The sequence below is a fragment of the Chryseobacterium sp. UF-290 genome, assembly GCF_058245615.1.
Genome location: NZ_JBSICB010000006.1, coordinates 233,710 through 252,381 on the forward strand (window position 1 = coordinate 233,710; position 18,672 = coordinate 252,381).

The 18,672-nt window shown below is 38.1% G+C and carries 17 protein-coding genes; 6 read left to right on the forward strand and 11 right to left on the reverse strand.

Annotation, left to right across the window (positions count from 1 at the left end; all coding sequences use genetic code 11):
* Positions 1-58 precede the first annotated feature (58 nt).
* The 8 genes from AC4IF5_RS09725 to thrS all read right to left on the reverse strand — a co-directional run bounded on the left by AC4IF5_RS09725 (position 59) and on the right by thrS (position 9,156).
* The gene (locus tag AC4IF5_RS09725; RefSeq protein ID WP_490733985.1) at positions 59-1,234 is read right to left on the reverse strand and encodes a M28 family peptidase; all 1,176 of its coding nucleotides are present in this window, start codon (positions 1,232-1,234) and stop codon (positions 59-61) included.
* Positions 1,235-1,428: 194 nt separating this feature from the next.
* Complete coding sequence (locus tag AC4IF5_RS09730; protein WP_490733987.1) at positions 1,429-2,607, reverse strand: M28 family peptidase; 1,179 nt, start codon at positions 2,605-2,607, stop codon at positions 1,429-1,431.
* 74 nt (positions 2,608-2,681) lie between these two features.
* On the reverse strand, positions 2,682-3,866 hold the full coding sequence (locus AC4IF5_RS09735; RefSeq protein ID WP_490733989.1) for a M28 family peptidase: 1,185 nt from the start codon (positions 3,864-3,866) through the stop codon (positions 2,682-2,684).
* A 560-nt stretch (positions 3,867-4,426) separates the two neighbouring features.
* A complete protein-coding gene (gene rplT, locus AC4IF5_RS09740) occupies positions 4,427-4,771 on the reverse strand; it encodes a 50S ribosomal protein L20 (RefSeq protein ID WP_490733991.1) in 345 nt (114 codons plus the stop codon).
* Positions 4,772-4,890: 119 nt separating this feature from the next.
* Positions 4,891-5,088, reverse strand: a complete 198-nt coding sequence (gene rpmI / locus AC4IF5_RS09745; RefSeq protein WP_002979658.1) for a 50S ribosomal protein L35 — start codon at positions 5,086-5,088, stop codon at positions 4,891-4,893.
* A 504-nt stretch (positions 5,089-5,592) separates the two neighbouring features.
* The gene (locus AC4IF5_RS09750) at positions 5,593-6,414 is read right to left on the reverse strand and encodes an alpha/beta fold hydrolase (protein ID WP_490733994.1); all 822 of its coding nucleotides are present in this window, start codon (positions 6,412-6,414) and stop codon (positions 5,593-5,595) included.
* A gap of 155 nt (positions 6,415-6,569) precedes the next feature.
* Positions 6,570-7,070 carry a translation initiation factor IF-3 gene (gene infC, locus AC4IF5_RS09755; RefSeq protein WP_172617123.1) on the reverse strand — a complete coding sequence of 167 codons (501 nt, stop codon included), beginning with the start codon at positions 7,068-7,070 and terminating at the stop codon, positions 6,570-6,572.
* Between the two features lie 166 nt (positions 7,071-7,236).
* Entirely contained in the window at positions 7,237-9,156 is a 1,920-nt protein-coding gene (gene thrS, locus AC4IF5_RS09760; RefSeq protein ID WP_490733996.1) for a threonine--tRNA ligase, read from the reverse strand.
* A gap of 92 nt (positions 9,157-9,248) precedes the next feature.
* Between thrS and AC4IF5_RS09765 the strand changes: the two genes are divergently transcribed.
* Positions 9,249-10,436, forward strand: coding sequence for a DUF4932 domain-containing protein (locus AC4IF5_RS09765; protein ID WP_490733998.1), 1,188 nt, complete (start codon positions 9,249-9,251; stop codon positions 10,434-10,436).
* Between the two features lie 23 nt (positions 10,437-10,459).
* Entirely contained in the window at positions 10,460-11,434 is a 975-nt protein-coding gene (locus tag AC4IF5_RS09770; protein WP_490734000.1) for a dipeptidase, read from the forward strand.
* Between the two features lie 193 nt (positions 11,435-11,627).
* Here the strand turns inward: AC4IF5_RS09770 and AC4IF5_RS09775 are convergent, their stop codons facing one another.
* A complete protein-coding gene (locus AC4IF5_RS09775) occupies positions 11,628-13,172 on the reverse strand; it encodes a hypothetical protein (protein ID WP_490734002.1) in 1,545 nt (514 codons plus the stop codon).
* A gap of 148 nt (positions 13,173-13,320) precedes the next feature.
* Between AC4IF5_RS09775 and AC4IF5_RS09780 the strand changes: the two genes are divergently transcribed.
* From AC4IF5_RS09780 to leuB, 4 genes are read left to right on the forward strand one after another with little or no spacing between them, the layout of a single operon-like run.
* A complete protein-coding gene (locus AC4IF5_RS09780; protein WP_490734004.1) occupies positions 13,321-14,484 on the forward strand; it encodes a 2-isopropylmalate synthase in 1,164 nt (387 codons plus the stop codon).
* Positions 14,485-14,513: 29 nt separating this feature from the next.
* The gene (gene leuC / locus AC4IF5_RS09785) at positions 14,514-15,902 is read left to right on the forward strand and encodes a 3-isopropylmalate dehydratase large subunit (RefSeq protein ID WP_490734006.1); all 1,389 of its coding nucleotides are present in this window, start codon (positions 14,514-14,516) and stop codon (positions 15,900-15,902) included.
* A gap of 16 nt (positions 15,903-15,918) precedes the next feature.
* On the forward strand, positions 15,919-16,527 hold the full coding sequence (gene leuD / locus AC4IF5_RS09790; RefSeq protein ID WP_490734008.1) for a 3-isopropylmalate dehydratase small subunit: 609 nt from the start codon (positions 15,919-15,921) through the stop codon (positions 16,525-16,527).
* Positions 16,508-17,632: a 3-isopropylmalate dehydrogenase gene (leuB, locus tag AC4IF5_RS09795; RefSeq protein WP_490734010.1), complete on the forward strand. Its 1,125-nt coding sequence runs from the start codon at positions 16,508-16,510 to the stop codon at positions 17,630-17,632. Before leuD ends, leuB begins: the two co-directional genes overlap by 20 nt.
* Positions 17,633-17,803: 171 nt before the next feature.
* Here leuB and AC4IF5_RS09800 read toward each other — a convergent pair whose 3' ends face one another.
* Both AC4IF5_RS09800 and AC4IF5_RS09805 read right to left on the reverse strand, forming a co-directional pair.
* On the reverse strand, positions 17,804-17,989 hold the full coding sequence (locus AC4IF5_RS09800; RefSeq protein WP_490734012.1) for a hypothetical protein: 186 nt from the start codon (positions 17,987-17,989) through the stop codon (positions 17,804-17,806).
* Positions 17,990-18,066: 77 nt separating this feature from the next.
* Positions 18,067-18,672, reverse strand: a complete 606-nt coding sequence (locus AC4IF5_RS09805) for a DUF4230 domain-containing protein (protein ID WP_490734014.1) — start codon at positions 18,670-18,672, stop codon at positions 18,067-18,069.

Below are 18,672 nucleotides of genomic sequence, written 5' to 3' on the forward strand. Positions count from 1 at the left end.
CATAAAAATAAAAAGGCTTTCTCAAATGTGAGAAAGCCTTTTTTCATAATTGTTACTTTTATTTCTCTATCAGAATATTCTTTACGAGGGTCTGGTCACCGGCTTTCAATACTCCGATATAAACTCCGTTTTCCAACGTGGAAACATTGATCTTTGTTTCGTTGTTTACTTTAAGCATAGATCTTCCTGCTGAATTAGTCATTTCAAAACTGAAATCGGTGTCTTTGGCATCCGGTAGCTCAATATTTAAAATGCTGCTTGCAGGGTTAGGGTAGATCTTCGCCATATCCAAAGCGCTCTTTGATGCATTTTTAGCTGTTCCGGATGTGGTGGCAGCAACGGCAAAATGCTGTAATGCTCCCACCGTAGCTTTTCCGATATTGTAAACATATACAGGATCTACATTGGCAAAAGTATCTTTTGTGGTATGAGGATAGGTGCTTCTTATTCTTTCAAAAAAGCCGGTGATTACTTCCCCTTTTTGCTCAAAAGGAATATAATCGGTATCTGCAGCAGGATCTACAGCCGTCTGAAGGGGAGAGTAGAGTGCCGTACAGTTTCTCAGCTGTTGTGTTACTGCAGCAGAGGCTGCATTGTTTGAAGAAAGTCCTCCCTGATCTTCATCACAGTATACGGTGTTATTATTATTCCCCTTTACGCCACCTACCTGATCAAGATTAAAAACCAGCTTTATATCCAACTTACGAACTCCTCCCTGATACACCACATTATTGACGTAATGGCTGCTGCCTCTGAGTCCTTGCTCTTCCCCGGAAAAATGAATGAACTTTATGGAATATTCAGTAGGGACATTCTTTAATATTCTTGCTGCTTCTAAGATGATGGAAGTACCGCTGCCGTTATCATTTACGCCCGGACCATAGATGGTATCAAAATGTCCGCATATAATTACATATTTGTTGGGATAGAGGGTTCCGGTTTTGGTGATGATCAGATTCTTTGAACTGGTCGATCCGAAGCTAAAGGGACTTTCTTCAATCTGGCCGGCCGTATATCCGTAAGAGATATATTTGTTCTTGATCCAGTTTAAAGTATTGGCATTGGCTTGTGAACCGGTAGTCTTCACTCCTAAATTGGCAAACTCCTGAAGATTGGTGGTGATATTGGCCTGGGTAACCAGATCAGCTCTGTTCTTATAAGCCTGGATAAAAGTCTGTGCGCTGATACTCTGCATGATCAGTGAGGTACACAGCAATGTGGTAAGTTTTTTCATATTGTTTATATTATTTGGGTAATGCGAATGTAGTAAATAAATCACAATAAAGTGTTTAATGTTTTGAAAATATATTAAAACATTAACTATTACTTTAATAAAACGATATGCTTTCCCTGGTTTTTTATAATTTAAAAAACCTTTGAAAATAATTCAAAGGTTTCAGTAAAATGTTTTTATTGGGCTATTAAAAGTTATCTCTCGATCAGAACTTTTCTTACCACGGTCTTATCACCTGCTTTTATAACCCCGATATAGGCCCCGTTTTCCAATCCGGAAACATTGATCTTTGTTTCATTATCTTTTTTAATAAATAAAGACCGTCCCGAGAAATCGGTTAATTCAAAACTGAACTTTCTTATACTGGAATCCGGAAGCTCAATATTGATAACATCTTTTACAGGATTGGGATATATTTTTAAGTTTTCCAGAGAATTTTTTACAACAGCTTCATGAGTACCCAGTGTACTGTTGGCAACGGCAAAATGCTGTAATGCCCCTAAAGACGCTTTTCCTATATTATAGATATATACAGGATCTGTATTGGCAAAAGTATCCTGTGTAGTGTGCGGATAGGTACTTCTTATTCTTTCAAAAAAACCGGTGATCACTTCTCCTTTTTGTTCAAAAGGAATGTAATCGGTATTCTCTGCAGGATCTACAGCAGTCTGAAGAGGAGAATACAGAGCAGTACAGTTTCTCAGCTCCTGGGTTACTACCGCGGAAGCGGCATTATTTGAAGAAAGGCCTCCCATATCCTGATCACAGTAGACCGTATTATTGTTATTGCCCATCACACCGCCTACCTGGTCAAGATTAAAGACCAGTTTTATGTCCAGCATGCGGTTGCTTCCCTGATAAACTACCGAATTTACGTAGTGGAAACTACCGATAAGACCTTGCTCTTCCCCGGAAAAATGAATGAACTTTATGGAGTATTCCGTGGGAACATCTTTCATAATTCTTGCCGCTTCAAGGATGATGGAAGTTCCGCTTCCGTTATCATTCACGCCCACACCGTTAATACTGTCAAAATGCCCACAGATGATCACATACTTATCAGGATACACTGTTCCTGTTTTTGTAATGATTAAATTTTTAGAGCCATTGGCCCCATAACTGAAAGGATCCTCCACGATCTGGCTGGCTGAATAGCCGTAAGAAATATATTTATTTTTAAGCCATGTCAATGCGTCCGCATTAGCTTGTGAACCGGTAGTTTTTACCCCTAAATTGGCAAATTCCTGAAGATAGGTCGTAATATTGGTTTGAGTCACCATATCAGCCCTGTCCTGATAAGCTTGGATAAAAGTCTGGGCTCCAATATTATGTAAAGCTATGGAAGTCAACAAAAAAGCAGCGATTTTTTTCATTTTTTATGATATATTATGGTATCTGTATACTTTTATAGAATATACTGTGATCGTATATTCCGGATGCTATATATTTATTTTTCAATAATTATTTTTCTGGTTGTATTTCCCTTATCTGTCTTTATCGTAACCATATAGACTCCGCTTTTAAGAGCTGAAGTATTTATTTTTTCCTGATTTTCAGCATTTAATACTAGATTTCCGGCCATATCATTAATTTCAATTTTAAAAGACGGTTTAGCTCTTTGCGGAAATTCAATGGTAATAATGTCTTTTGCCGGGTTAGGATAAATTCTGATGGCTTCCGGTGAATGCTGTACAGATGCATCATGGGTACTTAAAAGATTGTTGACTGTAGTGGCAACCGCAAAATGCTGTAAGGCGCCTACCGCAGCTTTGCCTACATTAAAAACATATACCGGATCAATATTGGCGTAGGTATCTGCCGGGCTATGCTCATTATAACTTCTCGTATATTCATAAAATCCGGTAATAACATATCCTTTGGCCTCAAATGGCATATAATCAGAAGCATAGGCATTAGAAATAAAGGACTGAAGAGGAGAGTAGAGGCCCGTACATGTAGCCAACTCCTGGGTAATTGTAGCAGAAGGCGCATTATTGGCGGACATTCCTGCTATATCTTTTTCACATATAATTGTATCATTGGTGTTACCTATGAGTCCTCCTACCTGATCAATATTTAAAACAAGCTTTATATCCAATTTACGGATGCCTCCTTCATAAGCCACATTGTTTACATAATGCAGGCTGCCGACGAGTCCCTGCTCCTCTCCTGAAAAATGAATGAACTTTATGGAATACTCAGTGGGAACATCTTTCAATATTCTTGCTGCCTCCAGGATAATGGAAGTTCCGCTCCCGTTATCGCTAACTCCGGGCCCGCCAATGGTATCATAATGCCCGCAGATAATAACATACTTGTCAGGATATAAGGTTCCTGTCTTGGTAATGATCAGATTCTTTGAGCTGCTATTATTATAAGTGAAAGAGTCTTCTGTCATTTCATTCGCAGCATATCCGTAAGACAGATATTTAGTTTTAAGCCAGTCCAAAGCATTGTTATTAGCTGTGGTTCCTGTCTCTTTTATTCCAAAACCGGCAAACTCCTGGAGATTTGTGTTGATATTGGCCTGAGAAACCATATCCGACCGGTCTTTGTAAGCCTGAATAAAACTCTGTGCAGCAATGCTTTGTACTGCAACAGAAGCCAACAAAAAAGCCGCAATTCTTTTCATTTTTGTTATACTGTTAATTGATTGCTAATATAATAATAAATCGGGATTATTTGTTATTAATTATGAGCTATTTACGCCGTTTTAATTAGTTTTTCAATAATAATATATCTTATTATACAATTTATCATTATAACAGTCTGACACTCATCTGATCGGAGAAATTTGTTTATTTTTTTCTTCGCTTTTCAGATTAGGCCATAAATTGTTGGGATTAAATAGCAATTCAGATAAATTCATAAAAATTATTACTTTCTAACCTTCTTATGACTAATAATTTGAATATCACTGGCAGGAATGCCAATACACAGATTCTTAAATGCTGAGAGCCTGTTTAAATTTGTATTAAAATATTATTTCTCGCTGATTTTGCAAATCTCGCTGATTCGATTTACGAATAATGATCTGCTGAATCGGCCAAATCAGCGGGAAAATAAAAAATAAAGCATTAAATTAATTAGACAAAATGATTAGCAATTAAATTTAAACAGGCTCTGAATATAATACAATAAAAAACCCGGGAAAAACCCGGGATTATATTGATAACAAAATAGTATTCTACATTATTTTACTTGATCTACAACAGCTTTGAAAGCTTCAGGGTGATTCATTGCTAAATCTGCTAAAACTTTTCTGTTAAGCTCGATGTTGTTCTTTTTAAGAGCTCCCATAAATTGAGAGTAAGACATTCCATGCTCTCTGGTTCCCGCGTTGATACGAGTGATCCAAAGTGCTCTGAAATTTCTCTTTTTCTCTTTTCTACCACGGTAAGCATATTGCATTGCTTTTTCTACCGCGTTTTTAGCTACAGTCCAAACGTTCTTTCTTCTACCGAAAAAACCTTTAGCTTGCTTAATAATTTTTTTTCTGCGAGCTCTTGAAGCTACTGCATTTACTGATCTAGGCATAATTTAAATTGTTTTTTTGAAAAGGGCGGCAACTGATGTTACTCTTATAGGCTCCGTTTCAGGGTTAAAATTTTGAATTTGTTTTGAATTCTTATAAACCGAATATAGATTTATAAAAACTACTTAATTGCTAATTGACGTTGAACGCTTTTCTCGTCCACTTTAGCTACGTAAGAAGTAGTAGTAAGATTTCTCTTCTGCTTGGTTTCTTTCTTAGTTAAGATGTGGCTTTTGTAAGCGTTTTTTCTTTTGATCTTACCGGATCCGGTAAGAGCAAAACGTTTCTTAGCACCTGATTTCGTTTTTAATTTTGGCATTGTTTTGCTTTTTTATTGTTTTGTTATCAATATCTGTTTATGGTTTCCTAAAGACATTAGGAATAATAGTTTGCAAAATTACGAAAAAAAAGTGATACCTGAAAGGATTTTTAAGCTTCCTGACAAGGAAAGTATAATCATGGATATTCAGACTTAAAATTGCTGTAAAGAAAACACATCATGATTTCTAAATATTCCAGCTTCTGCATCCATTTTGGATGCTCAATACTATTTATTTACAAGTCACAAACACACAAATAAAAAGGATTTGCGCATTGGTGGCTGAAGCTTTTAACGATATTAATCGTTATGGTATTTTATAGCCTGCTTAAATTTGTATTAAAATATTATTTCTCACTGATTTTGCAAATCTCGCTGATCTGATTTAGGAATAATGATCTGCTGAATCTGCAAAATCAGCGGGAAAATAAAAAAATAAAGCATTAAATTAATTAGACAAAATTATTGGCAATTAAATTTAAAACAGGCTCTTAGTCTGTAAATCTACGACTTAAAAAAAATCAAAAGATCTCTGTTGATGGTCTCTGCTTCCGTAGTCGGCATACCATGAGGAAACCCGGGATAGGAGATGAGCTTACCGTTTTTAAGCAGAGTAGCAGCCACTTTACCTGTTGTTTCAAACGGTACGATCTGATCATCTTCACCATGCATCACCAGTACGGGAATGTCCACACTCTTAAGATCTTCTGTGAAATCTGTTTCGGAGAAGGCTTTGATACAGTCATAATGAGCTTTGATAGAGCCGTTCATTCCCTGTTTCCACCAGTTTCTCTGGATTCCTTCGGAAACATTGGCTCCTTCTCTGTTATACCCATAAAAAGGGAAGGTAATGTCAATAAAGAACTGCTGCCTGTGGTTAGCCGTATTATTCCTGATATCGTCAAACACAGAAACAGGAACTCCGTTCGGGTTGTTTTCATTCTGAACCATAATCGGTGTTACAGCACTTACCAGAACTGCTTTTGCAACCCTTCCGTTACCATGCTTTGCAACATATCGGATAACCTCTCCACCGCCCGTAGAGTGTCCGACATGGATGACATCTTTCAGGTCCAGTGCTTCAACGATTTCCGCTACATCAGATGCGTAAGTATCCATATCATGTCCGTAAGGAGTCTGCTCAGACCTTCCATGGCCTCTTCTGTCATGGGCAATTACCCTGTAACCCTGTTCCAGGAAGAAAAACATTTGGGCATCCCAATCATCACTTGATAGCGGCCATCCGTGGTGAAAGAAGATCGTCTGTCCTTTTCCCCAGTCTTTGTAATAGATCTCTGTTCCGTCTTTTAATGTAAGTGTGCTCATAGGTTCTTTTTTTGTTATTAATAATGGATTGATCTTTATATCATAACAAATCTATGCCGAAATTTTTCCCTGAGTCTTGATATAGGATAATAATTCAATAAAATAAAAAAAACCTCAAAGTTACTTTGAGGTTTATATGTAAAATAATAATTGAATTATTTTGCCGGTTTTTTTGGACTCATCATCATTATCATCCTTTTCCCTTCAAGTTTAGGAAGCTGATCAACTTTACCAACATGCTCCAGTTCCTGGGCTAGTTTTAAAAGCAAGATTTCTCCCTGGTCCTTAAAGATAATTGAACGTCCTTTAAAAAATACGTAGGTCTTTAGCTTAGAACCTTCTTCAAGGAATTTTTCAGCATGCTTTTTCTTGAATTCGTAGTCGTGATCATCAGTCTGAGGCCCGAAACGGATCTCTTTTACAACCACTTTTACCTGCTTTGCTTTAAGTTCCTTCTGTTTTTTCTTTTGCTCGTATAAAAACTTTTTATAGTCTAATATTCTCGCAATAAATGGTTCTGCCTTATCGGAAATTACTACAAGATCCAATTCCTGTTCTGTAGCAAGCTGTCTTGCTTTATCGATTGGATAAACTCCCGGCTCTACGTTATCGCCCACTAAACGAAGCTCTCTCACACGAATTTTATCGTTGATCAAGTGAGCGTCCTCTTGTACCGGACGTCTCTGTGGGCCCCTGTTGTTAAATCTTTGTGCTATTGTATTATAATTTTATTGGTTAACTTTCTATTTTCTATTAAAAGATTGAGAAATTTAGAAATTAATAATCTATGAATCTCTCAATACCTTAATTTTTTTAATCTTATTAAATTGCTGCCTCCTTTTTAAAGTAAGTAACGAAATCCTCCAGTTTCATCACTCCAAGATCTCCTTCGCCACGTCTTCTTACAGAAATTGTGCCTTCTTTTTCTTCATTTTCTCCTACAACAAGCATGAAAGGGATCTTTTTCAATTCAGCATCACGGATCTTTTTACCGGTCTTCTCGTTTCTGTCGTCAATCTGACCGCTAATATCGTGATTTTCCAAAAATTGTGAAACTTTTTTTGAATAATCTACATATTTTTCACTGATCGGTAGAATAATAAACTGATCCGGGCTCAGCCACAGCGGAAAATCACCTGCCGTATTTTCTAATAAGATCGCGATAAAACGCTCCATAGAACCGAAAGGCGCTCTGTGAATCATTACCGGTCTGTGCTTTTCATTATCACTTCCTATATAGTGAAGATCAAATCTTTCCGGTAAGTTGTAATCTACCTGGATGGTTCCCAGCTGCCATTTTCTTCCCAATGCATCTTTCACCATGAAATCAAGCTTAGGACCGTAGAATGCAGCTTCACCATATTCTATTACCGTTTTTAATCCTTTCTTTTCTGCTGCATTGATGATCGCGCTCTCTGCTTTCTCCCAGTTCTCATCAGATCCGATATATTTGTCTCTGTTTTCAGGATCTCTTAAAGATACCTGAGTCACAAAATCTTCAAATCCTAATGATTTGAAAACATACAGCGTTAAATCGATTACTTTCTCAAATTCTTCGGAAAGCTGATCCGGAGTACAGAAAAGGTGAGCATCATCCTGAGTAAATCCACGAACTCTTGTTAATCCGTGAAGCTCTCCACTTTGCTCATATCTGTATACAGTACCGAATTCTGCATATCTTTTTGGTAAATCTCTGTAGCTCCATTGCGAAGTTTTATAAATTTCACAGTGGTGAGGACAGTTCATTGGTTTTAGAAGGAATTCTTCTCCTTCATTCGGAGTTTTGATCGGCTGGAAGCTGTCTGCTCCATATTTATCCCAGTGTCCTGAAGTGACATACAATTCTTTTGCCCCGATATGAGGAGTCATTACAAATTCATACCCTCCTTTTTTCTGTGCTTCTGAAAGGAAATTTTCCAGTTTTCTTCTTAAAGCGGTTCCTTTTGGCAGCCAAAGTGGTAGCCCTGCACCTACTTTTTCAGAAAATGCGAAAATTCCAAGTTCTTTACCAAGCTTTCTGTGGTCTCTTCTTTTAGCTTCTTCTAATCTTTCAAGATATTCAGTAAGTTCTTTCTGCTTAGGGAAAGAAATACCGTAAACTCTCGTCAGCTGAGGGTTCTTTTCATTTCCTCTCCAATACGCTCCTGCGGCATTTAAGATCTTCACAGCCTTTACAATTCCTGTATTGGGAATGTGTCCTCCACGGCACAGATCTGTAAAGTTATCGTGGGTTACAAAAGTGATTTCTCCATCATTAAGATTAGAGATCAGCTCCACTTTGTAAGGGTTATCAGCATACGTCTTTAAAGCATCTTCTTTAGAAACCGGGTATAAAGAGAACGTTGAGCCTTTCTTTGCATTTTCAAGGATCTTTTTTTCGATCTTCTCAAAATCTTTTTCAGATAAGCTTTCATCTCCGAAATCCACATCATAGTAGAATCCGTTCTCAATGGCCGGACCAATGGTCAACTTAGCATCAGGATAAAATTCAAGGATAGCCTGCGCCAAAAGGTGGGCAGAAGAATGCCAGAAAGCCTTCTTTCCAAGATCATCGTTCCAGGTCAAAAGCTGTAGCGTAGAATCCGTGGTTATAGGCGTGGTCGTCTCTACTTGTTTGTCATTAACAATTGCGGAAATGGTATTTCTAGCCAATCCCTCGCTTATAGATTTTGCCACATCTAGGGGAGTAACTGCTCCCTCGAATTCTTTGACACTATTGTCTGGAAGTGTAATTTTTATCATTGTTTACTAAGAAATTTTAAGAGGCAAAAATACGCATTTTTTAGATAAAATACTATATTAGCATATATTTAGAATGAGAATTAATATTAAAAATGAAAAAGGCACTGGTCGTTTTTGTCTCGCTGAGTTTCGCATTGGGGTTTTCACAGAAAAATAGATCCAAATTTTCGGTGGCTTACCATAAAAATATTGAGACCTACTTCCTGGCAGAAATTCTTTCGGCAGAGCACAGAAAGAACAATAAGGATTTTGAACTTTACAAAATAAAAGAATGTTCTGTTTATCAACCTGTTGTTAAGAATGCTTTACAGAAATACGACCATTTGAAAAATTCAAATATTGCTGTTTCAACAGCAAAGCTTAATGATATTCTGATGGAAAAATACGGTTCAGGAAACGATGTTCTGATGAAACCATTAATGTATCACAAAGAATTTCCTTCTTCTGAATGGATCAATGAGTACAGGTTTGATAACAATAATCTGACCGGAGAACAGAACCGGGAAGCAACTGATCTGATTAAAAATTACCTCGCTGAACTTTCAAAATTCTATATCCAGGAGAACATTGGTCAGTTTTTTCAAGATCATAAAGACTTTTATAATGGAGGAATACATGAATATAATCAACAGATTCCGGCTGGGTTTACCAATGCGATGGAACAGTTTTACGGCGAAGGTTTTCATTCGTACACGATACTTATTTCTCCTATGATGATGTGGCCGATTGAAGATAATGAAGGGAGAGGTATTGCTACGGATGTCGTATTAAAATCAGGAGCCAGGAATATATATGAGATCGCAAGCCCGTTTATGAGGGTGGAGAAACCAGGGCAATTTGGGTATAATAATCAGTTTCAGGCCAGATTTTTAAGCGTTCATGAATTCGGACATTCTTTTGTGAATAAAGAGGTATATAAATATAAAGATCGTCTTACAAGATTCCAAGACCTGTTTGAGAAATCAAAACTCAGGGAAACGATGATCAAAACAGGAGGGTATGGAGATTATCAGATCTGTGTTGCAGAGCACCTGGTAAGATTGGGAGAAATCCAGACTGCAAAAATCCAGAAAGATTTTGAAAGAGCCGAAAAGCTTGAAGAATACCATTTAAAAAACAATTTTATTTTCCTTCCACAACTGGAAGAAAAGCTGAAAACCTATAACTCCGACCGGAAAAAATATAAAACATTCGGGGATTTTATCCCTCAGTTGCTGGAAGTCTTTGAAAACAGTTCCGTTGAGTTCATTGACAATAAACTTAATGCTATTAACAAATAAAATTATCTAAATTACAATTCGTTATGAGTAACATAAATATTGATCTGCACTGTGATTTACTATACTACCTCCTGGGATCAGGTTCAGCCATTGATGATAAAGAGCTGGGCTGTTCGCTGCCTTATTTACAGGAAGGAAACGTAAAGCTTCAGGTGATGGCGATGTACGCGGGAACAGGGACAAACAGTGCCGTTTACGGACTGGAGCAGAGTAAATTGTTTTCAAACCTTATTAAGAACGACAGCTTTTTCTTATTTGATGGGGAAAATTATAAAGATGATGACAATAAAAACAGGATAGGAGTAATAGCTTCCATTGAAAATGCATCCGCTTTCTGTGACGAAGATCAGAGCCTGGAATCCGGTTTCAAAAACCTTGAAACCATTATTGAAAATACACAGAAAGTCTTTTATATCGGAATAACCCATCATTCAGAAAACCGTTTCGGGGGAGGAAACAATGCTGCTGCTGGTCTGAAAGATGATGGAAAGGTTTTGATCGATTATATTGCCGACAGGAAAATTGCGATTGATCTTGCTCATACAAGTGATCAGCTGGCTTATGATATATTCAATTATATTGATCAGAAGAATTATTCAGTTCCTGTTCTGGCGAGCCACTCCAACTACAGGAGCATTTACAAAAATAACAGGAACCTTCCTGATGAGCTGGCAAAAGAGGTGATCAAAAGAAAAGGGCTGATCGGCCTTAATTTCATCAAGGATTATGTCGATCTTGACCGTCCGGAAAGGCTGTATGAACATATTCAATACGGACTGGACCTGGGAGGAGAAAATAATATTGCCTATGGAGCAGACTATTTCTATTGGAAGAATCATCCGGACAAGGCACGCCATCCGTTTTTCTTTCCTGAACATTCCAATGCGTCTGTTTATCCGGCGATCAACAAAGAGATTGAAAACAGATTTTCATCTGAATTGATGGAAAAAATAAGTCATAGAAATGCGCTGGATTTTATACAAAGTATCGAGAAATAAAGCGAGTTGCAGGCAGAATATTTAAGATGAATCTATTCTCTTACAGATTGAGCAGATCGGGCAGATTTTTTTATGTCATCTGCTCAATCTGCGAGAGAATATTATTTATAAGAACAAGCTTTTTTGATGTTTTATTTTAACATTAATTGAATTTTATTAAATGTCTTAATTACAGCTTGTTGAATTGTTTTACTTAATGCTTTCTTTTATACTTGACCTTCTGCTTGATAATTTCAATCACGTCTACATTCCGGACTTTAGATTTGATCCATCCGTGAATGTCGATATAAAATAATGATCGTCTGTAATATTCATTTTTAGAGAATCCTTCCAGCTTTTTATCAAAATTTTCAAATGCCTTCTGTTTTTGATCCAGCACCTGATTATTAAGGTTTTTAAAGAACTGAATGCTTTCAAAATGAAACTCTTCAGGTTTCTTCATTTTTTTAGCAAACTTTAAGGTAGAAGCGATGAACTCATCATAATCTTCATCATTTCCGGACTCATACTTTGCCATTAAGATCAGGATTCTGGTATGGAATAATAAATCTTCCTGTACATTTCCTTTGGATTCGATGATCCTCATAGAATATCCGATCGATTTTTCAAACATTTTACTGCCGAAAAACATTGCTGCCATTTTAAGGTAAAGGATCATAAAGTGGTGCTCATCGATCCGTTCCCGGAGTTTTTCCATTTTAAGCTCAACTTCAGGAATAAGCTTTGTACCTGCAAAAAATTCCCCTTTTACAAAGTGGATATTCATGAGGGTATTGTAGTGCGTAAGAAAGATCAATGCCTGAAGATTTTCATTCTGGGCAAAGTTCTCTGCATTGACCATCTTGTTAAAGCTCGCAAAATGTTCCTCCAGAATATCAATATTTCCATACAGGAACAGGATCTTAAGCAGATAAGTGTTTCCTTTGATATACCAGACCGGATGGCTGAAGATCATCTCTGGTTTTTTATGGAAGAGGTCTACCCACTGATAGGCGTATTTCAAAGTATATTTATAATCCTGCAGGAGCTGGTTTTTCCAGACATGGGCTTTAAAGTACCACAGCTTTTCAGTAAAATTCAGCTTTTCCAGACTGATATTTTTAATTTCTTCGTTGAAAAGGTCCAGAACTTTTTCACGGTCCGAATCGTTTTTTACATATCCATGGGTAAGCATTTCGCTGTATAATTTCAGCGAAAGGTTCGAAAGCTTTGTTGTGTAACGGTTCTGCTTGCTTATTTCCCGGGATTCCCGGATAAGCTCATCTGCACGGCCTTCAATACTTCGGGTAATAAACTGGGACTCGATCACCTTTTCCAGGTCTATAATTTCAGATGCAATGCTTTTTTCATCCAGTTCCAGTGCGGTCTGCTTCGTTTTATCTAATATTTTTAAAGCCTGTTTATAAAGTCCTTTCTGGTATAGAATATTGGCAAAATCCAGCTGTTCCCGAAGCTGGATCCTGTAATTCTGATGGCTGGGGTTCATACGGAGACTCACCAGAATCTGCTTGTAAAGGTGTGCCTTCAGGTTGGAAAGCTGTTGTTTTGTTGATATTTTCTTTTCTATAATGATGCTTTCATCATATTCTTTCATCTTTTCTATTTCAGAAAAAAGCAGGAGGAATTTGGCGTCTACGTTGATTCCGAGGCGGTTGACATATAGCCTGAACTGTCGTTTTTCCGAGGTGGTCAATGACTTTACCAATACAAACAAAAAATCTTTCTGCAATTCTGCCATTGTAAATTTTTAAATATTAAAATATTGATTAATAAATAGATATGAGTGTTTCTTCAACAGTTGAATATTGTAATTTTCAGAAAAAGTGAAAATGAAAAAATATTGCAAGCTGTAGTTTTGAACCAAAATTAAGTAAAAAACTTCATTTATGAATTCCGAAAAAATTGAAATTTTTGATACCACACTGAGAGATGGGGAACAGGTTCCGGGATGTAAGCTGAACACGGAGCAGAAACTGGTTATTGCCGAAAGGCTTGATGCCTTGGGAGTTGATATCATTGAAGCAGGATTTCCTATTTCCAGTCCGGGAGATTTTGAATCTGTTTCGGAAATTTCAAAATTGGTAAGAAACGCAAAGGTATGCGGACTGACAAGAGCCCATAAAAAGGATATTGATACGGCGGCTGAAGCATTGAAATGGGCAAAAAAACCAAGAATACATACGGGGATCGGAACTTCTGATTCTCACATCAGGTATAAATTCAATTCTACGAGAGAAGATATTATTGAACGTGCTGCAGAAGCTGTAAGATATGCGAAAAGCTATGTGGAGGATGTGGAATTCTATGCAGAGGATGCGGGCAGAACTGATAATGCGTATCTGGCGCAGGTGTGCGAGGCGGTGATCAAAGCCGGAGCAACAGTACTGAATATCCCTGATACAACAGGGTATTGCCTGCCGGAAGAGTACGGACAGAAGATAAAATACCTGAAAGAGAATGTAAAAGGAATTGAAAAAGCGGTTTTATCATGCCATTGTCATAATGACCTTGGATTAGCCACTGCTAATTCCATTGCCGGAGCCGTCAACGGGGCACGCCAGATCGAATGTACCATCAACGGATTGGGAGAAAGAGCAGGAAATACAGCCTTGGAGGAAGTGGTTATGATCTTGAAGCAGCATAGGAATTTACATCTGCATACGGATATCAATTCCAGAATGCTGAATGAGATGAGTACCATGGTCTCTGATCTGATGGGAATGTCTGTACAGCCGAATAAAGCGATAGTAGGAGCCAATGCCTTTGCGCACAGCTCAGGAATTCATCAGGATGGTGTCATTAAAAACAGGGAAACCTATGAGATCATAGATCCTGCAGAAGTTGGGGTAAATGCCTCTTCTATTATCCTTACAGCCAGAAGCGGGCGCTCAGCATTAGCATACAGATTCAAGCATATCGGCTATGATGTTACTAAAACTGAGCTTGATTATCTGTATCAGGAATTTTTAAAGATCGCTGATCTTAAAAAAGAAATAGGAAATGACGATCTGAACCTTATTATAGAGGCTTTCAACAGGAAAATAGGATAGGTTTGATTGTAATCAATATAAAGTAAAAAATGAACAACAATAAAAAGACTCTTTTTGATAAGGTTTGGGACGCTCATGTTGTTGAAACCGTTCCTGACGGTCCGCAGATCATCTACATCGACAAGCATCTGATCCATGAGGTAACGAGTCCTCAGGCTTTTGCAGAGCTTGAATCAAGAAATCTGGAAATATTCAGACCGGAACAGATTGTAGCCACCGCTGATCATAATGTGCCCACCCTTAACCAGGAGCAGCCGATCAGGGATGAATTATCAAGAAACCAGGTACAGCAGCTCACGGAAAACTGTGCAAAAAACAATATTGAATTGTTCGGATTGGGACACCAGTATCAGGGAATCGTTCATATCATTGCCCCTGAATTGGGGATTACCCAGCCGGGAATGAGCATTGTATGCGGAGATAGTCACACTTCTACCCACGGAGCCTTTGGAACGATCGCATTCGGGATAGGAACAAGCCAGGTAGCGCAGGTATTTGCAAGTCAGTGCCTGTTGCTTAATAAGCCAAAATCAATGAGAATTACCGTGAATGGTAGACTTAATGAAAATGTTCAGCCTAAGGATGTGATCCTTTATATCATTTCAAAGATCGGGACTGATGGCGGAACGGGTTACTTCTGTGAATATGCCGGAAGTGTATTTGAAGAAATGTCGATGGAAGGGAGAATGACCGTTTGTAATATGAGCATTGAAATGGGAGCCAGAGGAGGAATGATTGCCCCTGACGAAACGACTTTTCAGTATGTAAAAGGAAGAGAATTTGCTCCGAAAGGAGAGGAATGGAATGAAAAAGTAGCGTATTGGAGCACTTTAAAAACTGACGAAGGTGCTGTTTTCGATAAAGAGCTTAGCTTCGATGCATCGGAGATTTATCCAATGATTACTTACGGAACCAATCCGGGAATGGGAATTTCAGTTCATGAAACGATCCCGGTTCCGCAGAATGAATCAGAAGAAAAAGCCTTGAAATATATGGGGTTGGAAGCCGGGCAGCCGCTTTCCAGTATCAAAGTGAATTATGTTTTCATAGGAAGCTGTACCAACGCGAGGATAGAAGATTTCCGTTCCGCAGCCCAATATATTAAAGGGAAAAGTAAATCGGAAGCGGTAAAAGCGTTGATCGTACCGGGATCTCAGCAGGTTGTAAAACAGATCTATGACGAAGGACTGGATAAGATCTTCAGTGAGGCGGGATTCCAGATCCGCCAGCCCGGCTGTTCAGCATGTCTGGCTATGAATGATGACAAAATTCCGGAAGGAGAGTACTGTGTTTCAACTTCCAACAGGAATTTTGAAGGCAGACAGGGACAAGGGGCAAGAACAATCCTGGCGAGTCCGCTGACGGCTGCCAAAGCTGCCATAGAAGGTAGAATTTCAGCTTTTGAAAGCTTAAACTAAACAGAGTAAAGAACAAATGCAAAAATTAGTGCTTATAACATCCCGTGCAGTTCCTCTGCCGGCGGAAAATATAGATACGGATCAGATCATTCCTGCAAGATTTTTAAAAAGTATAGACAGGAAAGGTTTCGGAGAAAATCTGTTCAGAGACTGGAGGTTTAATATTCATACCGGTGAGCCGAATCCTGATTTTGTTTTGAATGATCCGAAATTCGAAGGGGAAATTCTGGTTGCCGGAAATAATTTCGGATGTGGAAGCAGCCGTGAGCATGCCGCATGGTCTTTGACGGATTATGGCTTTAAGGTGATTGTTTCCAGCTATTTTGCCGATATTTTTAAAGGCAATGCCTTGAATAACGGTCTTTTACCTGTAAAAGTTTCCGAAGAATTTTTAAAAGAAATTTTAAAAGGAGTTAATGAAGATCCTGAAAGTGAAATTACTGTAGATGTAGAGCTGCAGACGATAAGCTTTAATGGAATAACGGAAACTTTTGAGCTGGATTCTTATAAGAAAATATGCCTACTAAACGGCTATGACGATATTGATTTTTTAATCAGCAAAAAACAGGCGATCACAGAATTTGAACTAAAAACACAAAAAACAAATGAACAACAATTATTTTAAAATCGCAGTCCTTCCAGGAGATGGAATTGGTCCGGAAATCATCAGTGAAAGCATTAAAATACTGGATGTAATCGCTGAAGCTTTTCAATATAAATTTCATTTTGAATATGGATTGATCGGCGCTGAAGCTATTTTTAAAACAGGAGATCCTCTGCCTGAGGAAACCTTGAAAATCTGTAAAGAATCTGATGCGGTTCTTTTCGGAGCCATTGGTGATCCTGCTTTTGACAATAACCCGGAAGCTAAGGTAAGACCGGAACAGGGACTTTTAAAACTTCGTAAGGAATTAGGATTATTTGCCAATATCCGCCCTTTGAAAACCTATGCCTCATTGATCGAAAAGAGTCCGCTTAAAAAAGAAATCATTGAAGGAGCGGATATTCAGATCTTCAGGGAGCTGGTGAGCGGGATCTATTTTGGGGAAAAGTTTACTGATCCTGAAGGGGCTTATGCTTATGATGTATGCCAATACAGCAGAGAAGACATTCTCCCGATTGCCCATATGGCATTTCAGGAAGCCCAAAAAAGAAGCAAAAAGCTGACCCTCATTGATAAAGCGAATGTGCTGGATACTTCAAGATTGTGGAGAAAGATCTGTCAGGAAATTGCCCCGGAATATCCGGAAGTACAGCTGGATTATATGTTCGTCGACAATGCGGCCATGCAGCTGATTCTTAATCCTAAGCAGTTTGACGTTATTCTGACCGAAAATATGTTCGGAGATATTATTTCTGATGAAGCAAGTGTCATCGGAGGCTCGATCGGATTGCTTCCGTCAGCATCCGTAGGGGACAAAAATGCTTTGTTTGAGCCTATTCACGGATCTTATCCTCAGGCAAAAGGAAAAGGAATCGCTAATCCTATTGCGTCTATTCTAAGCGTTGCCATGATGCTTGATCATCTTAATTTGCAGCCTGCTGCCAATAAGTTAAGGCAATCAGTAGAGCATGCTATTGAGAATAAGTATGTGACTATCGATCTTAATACCAAGCAATATTATTCTACCAGAGAAGTAGGAAGCTTTATTGCAGATCATATCAGATATTCGGAAAAGTCCTATTATAATTTTGAAAACGTAAAGATCGGAAAGTCAACCATTGTATAGAGATAAATTCAGTTCACTTATATAGATAGTTAGAAGAAAGGTTCTGCCCCCCTTGGAGGCAGAACCTTTCGCTTTTTATTCCTCAATTAAAATAAGGATAGATAAAGTATTTTTTAAGATGATCTGCTTTAAGCGAAGCTCCGCTTAAATTTCTTACGTCTTACGGTTTGTTTATTCTTTCGTATTATCCGTTTTTCCTGACTTATTTTTGGAAGCTTTCTGAATGTCTTCTTTATCTATGTCAGGCGGGTTGGTCTTTTTCGATGAGGCAGGAATATTCTGAAAATCCTGATTCTGTTTTTTAGTCTCTGCAGCGTTGGCAGATTCGTCTTTTTTGCCGTTTCCTTTTGAGTTCATAACTTTAAATTTTTAATTTCAGGAATATTGATCATTATATATCATTCAAAGTTTTTGCCAAACGGAAATATTTGCTGCTAAAGACCCAGAATACCTATTTTTCCTGTTTGATCTTCTATTGTATAATTGAGCGCTTTTGCCAAGACGAAGATATTATTAAGATTTTCCATTAATTGTTTACGGCCTTCGTTTCTTAACTGATTCTGATCAATAGATTTAACCGCGGCTTCTTTGGCTTTTGCCGTTACGTTTTTAATATCTTTTTCAGAAATTCTGTTAAAGAACGAATCATCTAAAGACTGGATCTCAACGCTTGGGGTAATTCTGATATCAGCGTCAGGAAGTTCTGTAATGATCAGCTTTTTATTGATCGAATCCACTTCGATCTTCATTTTATTGAGATCATAGGAAACCTGGGCATTGGTCTTTGTATAGGTAATGATACTGTTGCTTGAAACCTCTTTCCCCAATACTTCATACCCCATTTTGGTCTTCTGCATACTGGAAGTATTCTGCTCCATCACCACCATCTTATTCATCTTGGAGATCTGGTTGGTCAGGATGTAATAATCAGACTGCTCTGTCTTTTTTCCCAGATTCAGACAGGATTTAAGCCCAAAGAACAGAAGCACCATGGCTCCTGCGCCTGCAATAAACGATAGAATTGTTTTATAATTTCTCAA